The sequence below is a fragment of the Brevundimonas sp. genome (genome assembly GCF_036399195.1).
In the GTDB taxonomy this organism is placed as follows: Bacteria; Pseudomonadota; Alphaproteobacteria; order Caulobacterales; family Caulobacteraceae; genus Brevundimonas.
On the sequence record NZ_DASWNO010000155.1, the window covers coordinates 1 to 6,448 of the forward strand.

The following is a 6,448-nucleotide window of genomic DNA, read 5'->3' on the forward strand; positions in this document are numbered from 1 at the left end:
CCGCGCAGGGCGGGATCGGCCTCGACGTGCAGGATGATCCGGGTGTCGCCCTGCACGGCGTAGTCCGCGAAGACGGTGCGGGTCTCGCCCTGTTCGTCGACGAACCCCTGCTCGAACTTCTGCTCGGATCGGACGTCGCGAAGGTCGGTCATGTCGGTCACTCGTGTCAGCCAGCGGACACAGCGAACACGAGAAACTCGGCGCTTGTTCCAAGCGCGACCCCCGAATCCCGACGAGTGTGGCCTCGATGCCGCGCTCCGGCGTTCAGGGCGCGCGGTCTCCCAACAGGTTGATCAGGCCGATGATGCTCTTGATCGTGAACCAGATGGTCAGGAACAGCAGGCCCAGTCCCAGGATGATGGCGGCGGGAACCAGCACCAGACCCAGCACCGGGGCCGCGGCGATGCTGGCGACGCAGACGGCGATCAGGATCCACAGCCCGATCGTCCACCAGAACACCGACCAGAACAGGCCGATCTGGGCGTCGATGTGCTGACGCGGCAGGCCTGTCGCGCCGCTGCGTGCGGCGTAGGCCACGATCAGGCCGACGATCACCAGCAGGTTGGCGCTGGGCAGGGACAGGATGTAGAGCCCCCAGACGATCAGGGCCGCCGGACGGCCCTCCGATTCGTGGCCGGGCTCAAGCCGGGGCCGGACGACGGGCGTCTTGTCAGGGGTCGCTTCGGCCATGGCGCTCTCCGTCAGATCCACCAGCCGCGCGGGTTCTCGATCGGGCGGCCCGACTTCAGCAACCAGACGCCCGAGGCGCCGCGAAGCACCACCCACAGCGCCAGCAGGAACAGGATCGGCACGCCCAGCGCGAACGGCAGGGCCAGCAGCACCAGGCCGGCGAGGGCGGCGACTCCCGCCGCGCGCAGGGTGCGCTGCTGATAGAGGAAGTGCGAGGCGGCCAGCGCACCCGCCGGCGGCTCCTGCCGCGTCGCCAGCAGGCCGATCACCGCCGACACGCCTACCGTCGGCACGGCGAACAGGATCAGGGCGTAGATGGCGTACAGCCCCATGCCGCCGCCGGGCAGGTCGGACGCCGGGTTCCGGCGCCGACGGCGCGGCTCTCCCTCGGGCGCGCGTTGGAACACAGCATCGGGGCCGACGGAGCGCGGGGCGGCAGCGGGCTCGGTCATGACTTTGGGAGCGGCCGCCTCGGCCACGGGTTGGCTCCAGGCGGCGTGGACGGCGTCGGAGGGCGTGGCGAACAGGTCGGCCTCGGGATCGGGGGCGGTGATCTGGGGCTGCGCCACGGCGGGCCGGATCGCGGGTCTCAGCCGGGGCGGCGCGGCGGTCGGCGCCTCTTCGGCGGCGCGCGCGCGGCCCTGCAGCGACGCCGGCGAGGCGAAGCCGATCAGGTCGTCGTCGTGATCGTCTGGGTTCGAGGGATCGCCCGGTTCGGCCATCAACGGGTCCTTGTCGTCAGGGGCTCAGGTATGACGGCGCGCCGCTTCCCGCGCAACCGTGCGGTCAGCGCGACAGCACGACTTCGCAGCCCGGCGCGACGGCGCCCGCCAGCGCGCCCGGCTTATCGATCCGGACCCGGCAACGCCGCACATGCGGGTCGGCCAGACAGGCGAGCGCCAGCCGCTGGGCGAAGGTCTCCACCAGGCCTACGTGGCCCTCGGCCACGATCGCGCGGGCGGCGGCGGCGACGGTCTCGTAATTCACCGTGTCGCCCAGCCGTTCGACCGGCGCGGGCGTCAGCTCCAGCGTCACGTCGATGACCAGCGGCTGCAGCCGGCCGAGCTCGTGATCGTGCACGCCGATGCCGGCCTCGACCGTCAGGCCGCGCACGAACACCGTCAGAGCCTCGATGCGCGGGGCGTCGGCCGAGCCCTCGGGGGCGGGGAAGGGAAGGGGGGCTGCGGTCACGGGTTACTCCACGATGTCCGGCGTGCGCCAGGCCAGATGCTGGCCCCCATCGACGGCGATCATCTGGCCGGTCACCATCTCCGCGTCCACCAGCCAGCGCACGGCGGCGGCCACGGCTTCCGGGCTGCCCGCGCGCTGCAGCGGCACGGCCGCGGCCTCGGCGGCGAAATCGGCGTCGGTCTGATGGATCGAGGGCAGGGTGGGGCCCGGGCCGACGCCGTTGACGCGGATGCGGGGCGCCAGCGCCTGCGCCAGCGTCCGCGTCGCCCACCACAGGCCGTTGCGTGAGAGGGCGTAGGAGAAGAAGCGCGGGTCCGGCTTCAGCACCCGCTGGTCCAGCAGGTTGACGATGGTCGAGCCGTCCGGCGCCTGCGCCGCGAAGGCCTCGGCCAGCACGATGGGCGCGCGCAGATTGGTCTCGAGGTGGGCGTCCCAGGTCTCGCGCCCCAGCGACCCGACCCGGTCGTCCTCGAACACCGAGGCGTTGTTGACCAAGACGGCGAGCGGCGCGCCGATGGCGGCGGACGCCGCGGCGATCAGCCCGGCGACCTCGCCCTCGACCGCCAGATCGGCGCGGATGGTCGCGGCCCGGCGGCCCAGCGTGCGCGCCTCGGCGGCGACGGCCTCGGCCGCGTCAGGGGATGAGCGATAGTGGATGACGACGTCGAAGCCGGCTCGGGCCAGCTCCAGCACGATGGCGCGCCCGATCCGCTTGCCGCCGCCGGTGACCAGCGCCGCTCCGGAACGGGCGGGCAGATCAGTCAACCCGGCCGAACTCGAAATAGTTGATGGCGGCCAGAACCGCGACGAAGCCGAGGATGATGTAGAGGGCCAGCATGGGAACGCTCCTTGTTGGGGCCGCAATAGAGCGACGCGCGCGTAGGTTCAAGAACGCGCGCGGCATCTTCCCGATGCAGCGACGGCGAAAACCGGCTAGCGAGGCGGAATGAACCCCATGCTCCTCTCCATGATCGCGGTCGTGCTGGCGGGCGGCGCGACGGCGCTGCAGGCGCCGACCAACGCCAAGCTGATGACGGCCGTCGGCTCGCCGGTGAACGCCGCCTTCGTCTCGTTCGCCGTGGGCACGGCGGCGTTGGGGATCGTCGCCATGATCCTGCAGGCCCGGCCCGATATCGCGGCGACGCGGGCCCTGCCCTGGTACATCTGGATCGGCGGCCTGTACGGCGCGATCTTCGTGGTCGCCGCGGCGTGGGGCGTGCCGCGTCTCGGGGTCGCCCTTACCATCACCCTGATGGTCGCCGGCCAGCTGCTGGTCGGCCTCCTCCTCGACCACTTCGGCGCCTTCGGAGCCCCCCGCTCCCCGATCAGCTGGGGCCGCGCCGCCGGGGTCGCTCTGGTGATCGCGGGGGTGCTGATGGTGCGGCGGTTCTGAGGACGATCACCGGAGTTCGGTGGGGTGTCCGCGAGAGCGGGTTCGTCACGAAGAACACGAAGGAACACGAAGAACACGAAGGGACCGGAGAGGTGGTCGAGATCGGTGGTCGCTTCCCGTCGCAATATCGCGGCGTACGCCGCATTCGGTACCGACGGGCGAAGAGCCGGGTCTGTCAGCCCCGCAAGACGCTTGGTGTCCTTCGTGTTCCTTTGTGTTCTTCGTGACGAACCAGCGATGCCAACCCCCCGCCCCGCCGCCGGAAAATGTCCCCCGCCCGCCAAGATTCCCCTGATCTGACCACCACTCTGCGCCTATATCGAAGCCGATGACCGAGGAGACCGTTTCCGCACAGCAGGGCGCCGAGCTGATCCGCGACGAGGCGCGGCGGGCGCCGGACAAGCCGGGCGTCTATCGCATGTACGGCGAGGACGGCGTCTGCCTGTATGTCGGCAAGGCGCGGTCCATCAAGAAGCGGATCCTGCAATACGCCCAGGGCCGCTTCCACACCCAGCGCATCGGCCTGATGGTGTCGCTGACCCGCTCGATGGAGCTGGTGGTGACGGCTTCGGAGACCGAGGCCCTGCTGCTGGAATCCAACTTCATCAAGAAGCTGAAGCCGCGCTTCAACGTGGTGCTGCGCGACGACAAGTCGTTCGCCGAGCTGATGATCCGCAAGGACCACCGCGCGCCGCAGGTCCGCAAGCATCGCGGAGCCCACACCACGCCCGGCGACTATTTCGGACCGTTCGCCTCGACCTGGGCCGTGAACCGGACCCTGACCACCCTGCAGAAGGCCTTCCTGCTGCGGTCGTGTTCCGACAGCGTCTACGAGACCCGCACCCGGCCCTGCATGCTGCACCAGATCAAGCGCTGTTCGGCGCCCTGCACCGGCCTGATCTCGCTGGAGGACTACGGCGAGCTGGTCGGCGAGGCCTCGGCCTTTTTGAAGGGCAAGTCGCGCGCCGTCATCGCCCGGCTATCGCAGGAGATGACGGCCGCCGCAGAGGCCATGGATTTCGAACAGGCCGCCCGCGTCCGCGACCGCATCCGCGCCCTCTCGGCCATCTCGATGGAGAATTCCGTCAGCGCCGAGGGCGTGGCCGAGGCCGACGTCTTCGCCCTGTTCTCGGAGGGCGGTCAGGCCTGCGTGCAGGTGTTCTTCTATCGCGGCGGCCAGAACTGGGGCGGCCGCGCCTACTTCCCGCGCGTCGACCGCAGCGACACCGATCCCGAAATCCTCGCCGCCTTCCTCGGCCAGTTCTACGAGGACAAGCCGGTCCCGCGCCTGATCCTGTCCAACGTCCGGCCGCACGAGCTGGAGCTGCTGGAGGAGGCCTTCTCGATGAAGGCCAAGGAGGCCGACGGTCGCCGCGTCGTCTCGATCGAGCGGCCGATGCGCGGCGACCGCAAGTCGCTGGTCGACCACGCCCTTACCAACGCGCGCGAGGCGCTGGGCCGCAAGATGGCCGAGGGTTCGGCCCAGGGTAAAATCCTCGACGAGGTGTGCGAGGCGTTCGGACTGGATGTGCGGCCCGAGCGGATCGAGGTCTACGACAACGCGCACATCCAGGGGACCAACGCCGTCGGCGGCATGATCGTCGCGACTCCTGAAGGGTTCCAGAAGTCGCAGTACCGCAAGTTCAACATCCGCGGCGAGGACCTGACCCCCGGCGACGACTACGGCATGATGCGCGAGGTCATGCGCCGGCGCTTCTCGCGGCTGGTCAAGGACGAGGACGCGGGCGAGGAGGTGGTCCGTCCCGACCTGCTGCTGATCGACGGCGGCGCCGGGCAGCTGGCCGAGGTGCTGGCGGTGCTGGCCGACCTCGGGCTGGACGACATCACCGCCGTCGGCGTGGCCAAGGGCCCGGACCGCGACGCGGGGCTGGAACGGTTCTTCATGCCGGGCAAGCCGCCCTTCATGCTGCCGGTGAAGTCGCCGGCGCTCTATTACATCCAGCGGCTGCGCGACGAGGCCCACCGCTTCGCCAACGGCGCCCACCGCACTCGCCGTTCGATGGACATCAAGAAGAACCCGCTCGACGAGATCGAAGGCGTCGGTCCCGGTCGCAAACGCGCCCTGCTTCACGCCTTCGGCTCGGCCAAGGGCGTCGGCCGCGCCTCCGTGGCCGATCTGGTCAAGGTCGAGGGCATCAACCAACCGCTGGCGGAGCGCATCTACGGCTTCTTTCATCCCGCGGCCCGATAGGGGCGCGCGGAAACCCCCGCCGCATGAGGGGCGACGGGGGCTCTGAGGGACTATCCGGGTAAACCGAACGGGGCTGTTCCAACCAACGACCGTTCACCTTCGTGAATGGCCCTTCGCAGGCAACGTTCCGTGTAGTTCGGTGACGCTCAGGTGAAGTCGGACCGGATGCGTTCAGAGCGCGAATGCGACGAAGGCCGCGGCCCCGACCAGCAGGATCACCAGGATGACCAGCCACGGCCCGAAGCTGGGCGCGCCGCTGCCCCTCGCTTTCCGGATGTCGTCGGGGTCCATGTCGCCGGGGTCGGTGTGGGCGGGCGGGAGGTTGGACATGCCCGTGTAAGCCATTGAAGCTTCAACGGTTCCGCCGGAGTCGGCTCATGCGGGAAAGATACGCCGAGGTCGGCTGTTGAAACGCGACGCCCGAGACCGCCAAGGTCCGCAAGCCCGCCCCGACACCTACGGTCTGATCTCAACCGCTTCCGCGAAGGTGACGGTCATGACCTTCTCGCGGTCGGCGCTCTCGACCTCGATGCGGTGGCTCAGTCCGAGGTGACCCATATGCACCGTCTCGGCGGCGAGGGCGCGTGCGGCAGCGATGGCGTAGGCGCGAGCCGCCGCGTCGTCAGCCAGTTCCGTGCCCTCGAAGTCCTCGGTGACGTCATCATTGTTGATGTGAAAGTAGTAGAGGGGCATTGAGCAAACCTAGAGTCACAGCGACGCCGTTCCACAACATATGATGTTCGTCGCCGGCGCGCTTCAGTGGCGCCGTGGACCCCGACTACTGAAGGGTCGGGGGCGGCCCATCGCTGCCTTGCTCGACCGCGTGCAACAGCCGTTGTGCCAGAACCAGGGCGGCTTCAGGCGTGTAGGAGGCGCTGACGCCTTCGCCGATGATGACGATCTCTCCGTCCATGGGCGTGACTCGGGGTGGGGCCTCATAGGCCGCGAGCGGGTCGTTCATC

Annotated in this window: 10 protein-coding genes; 2 read left to right on the plus strand and 8 right to left on the minus strand. The window is 69.5% G+C overall.

The genetic code is table 11. The features are described from left to right. Positions 1–264 precede the first annotated feature (264 nt). The 5 genes from VGB60_RS07165 to VGB60_RS07185 form a co-directional block, all read right to left on the minus strand. Positions 265–690, minus strand: coding sequence for a hypothetical protein (locus VGB60_RS07165; protein WP_331037581.1), 426 nt, complete (start codon positions 688–690; stop codon positions 265–267). An 11-nt stretch (positions 691–701) separates the two neighbouring features. Further along, the gene (locus tag VGB60_RS07170; RefSeq protein WP_331037582.1) at positions 702–1,412 is read right to left on the minus strand and encodes a hypothetical protein; all 711 of its coding nucleotides are present in this window, start codon (positions 1,410–1,412) and stop codon (positions 702–704) included. 64 nt (positions 1,413–1,476) lie between these two features. Next, positions 1,477–1,881: a dihydroneopterin aldolase gene (gene folB / locus VGB60_RS07175; RefSeq protein WP_331037583.1), complete on the minus strand. Its 405-nt coding sequence runs from the start codon at positions 1,879–1,881 to the stop codon at positions 1,477–1,479. 3 nt (positions 1,882–1,884) lie between these two features. Next, positions 1,885–2,646, minus strand: a complete 762-nt coding sequence (locus tag VGB60_RS07180) for an SDR family oxidoreductase (RefSeq protein WP_331037584.1) — start codon at positions 2,644–2,646, stop codon at positions 1,885–1,887. After that, on the minus strand, positions 2,639–2,785 hold the full coding sequence (locus VGB60_RS07185; protein ID WP_331037585.1) for a hypothetical protein: 147 nt from the start codon (positions 2,783–2,785) through the stop codon (positions 2,639–2,641). Before VGB60_RS07185 ends, VGB60_RS07180 begins: the two co-directional genes overlap by 8 nt. Positions 2,786–2,836: 51 nt before the next feature. Here VGB60_RS07185 and VGB60_RS07190 point away from each other — a divergent pair, with 51 nt between their 5' ends. Both VGB60_RS07190 and uvrC read left to right on the plus strand, forming a co-directional pair. Beyond that, the gene (locus VGB60_RS07190; RefSeq protein ID WP_331037586.1) at positions 2,837–3,274 is read left to right on the plus strand and encodes a DMT family transporter; all 438 of its coding nucleotides are present in this window, start codon (positions 2,837–2,839) and stop codon (positions 3,272–3,274) included. Positions 3,275–3,602: 328 nt separating this feature from the next. After that, a complete protein-coding gene (gene uvrC / locus VGB60_RS07195) occupies positions 3,603–5,486 on the plus strand; it encodes an excinuclease ABC subunit UvrC (protein WP_331037587.1) in 1,884 nt (627 codons plus the stop codon). A gap of 171 nt (positions 5,487–5,657) precedes the next feature. Here the strand turns inward: uvrC and VGB60_RS07200 are convergent, their stop codons facing one another. From VGB60_RS07200 to VGB60_RS07210, 3 genes are all read right to left on the minus strand, one after another. After that, positions 5,658–5,831, minus strand: coding sequence for a hypothetical protein (locus VGB60_RS07200; protein WP_331037588.1), 174 nt, complete (start codon positions 5,829–5,831; stop codon positions 5,658–5,660). A gap of 111 nt (positions 5,832–5,942) precedes the next feature. Further along, complete coding sequence (locus VGB60_RS07205; protein WP_331037589.1) at positions 5,943–6,179, minus strand: DUF6894 family protein; 237 nt, start codon at positions 6,177–6,179, stop codon at positions 5,943–5,945. An 85-nt stretch (positions 6,180–6,264) separates the two neighbouring features. Then, positions 6,265–6,448, minus strand: a 184-nt coding sequence (locus VGB60_RS07210) for a hypothetical protein (RefSeq protein WP_331037590.1), incomplete at its 5' end; no start/stop codon positions are given.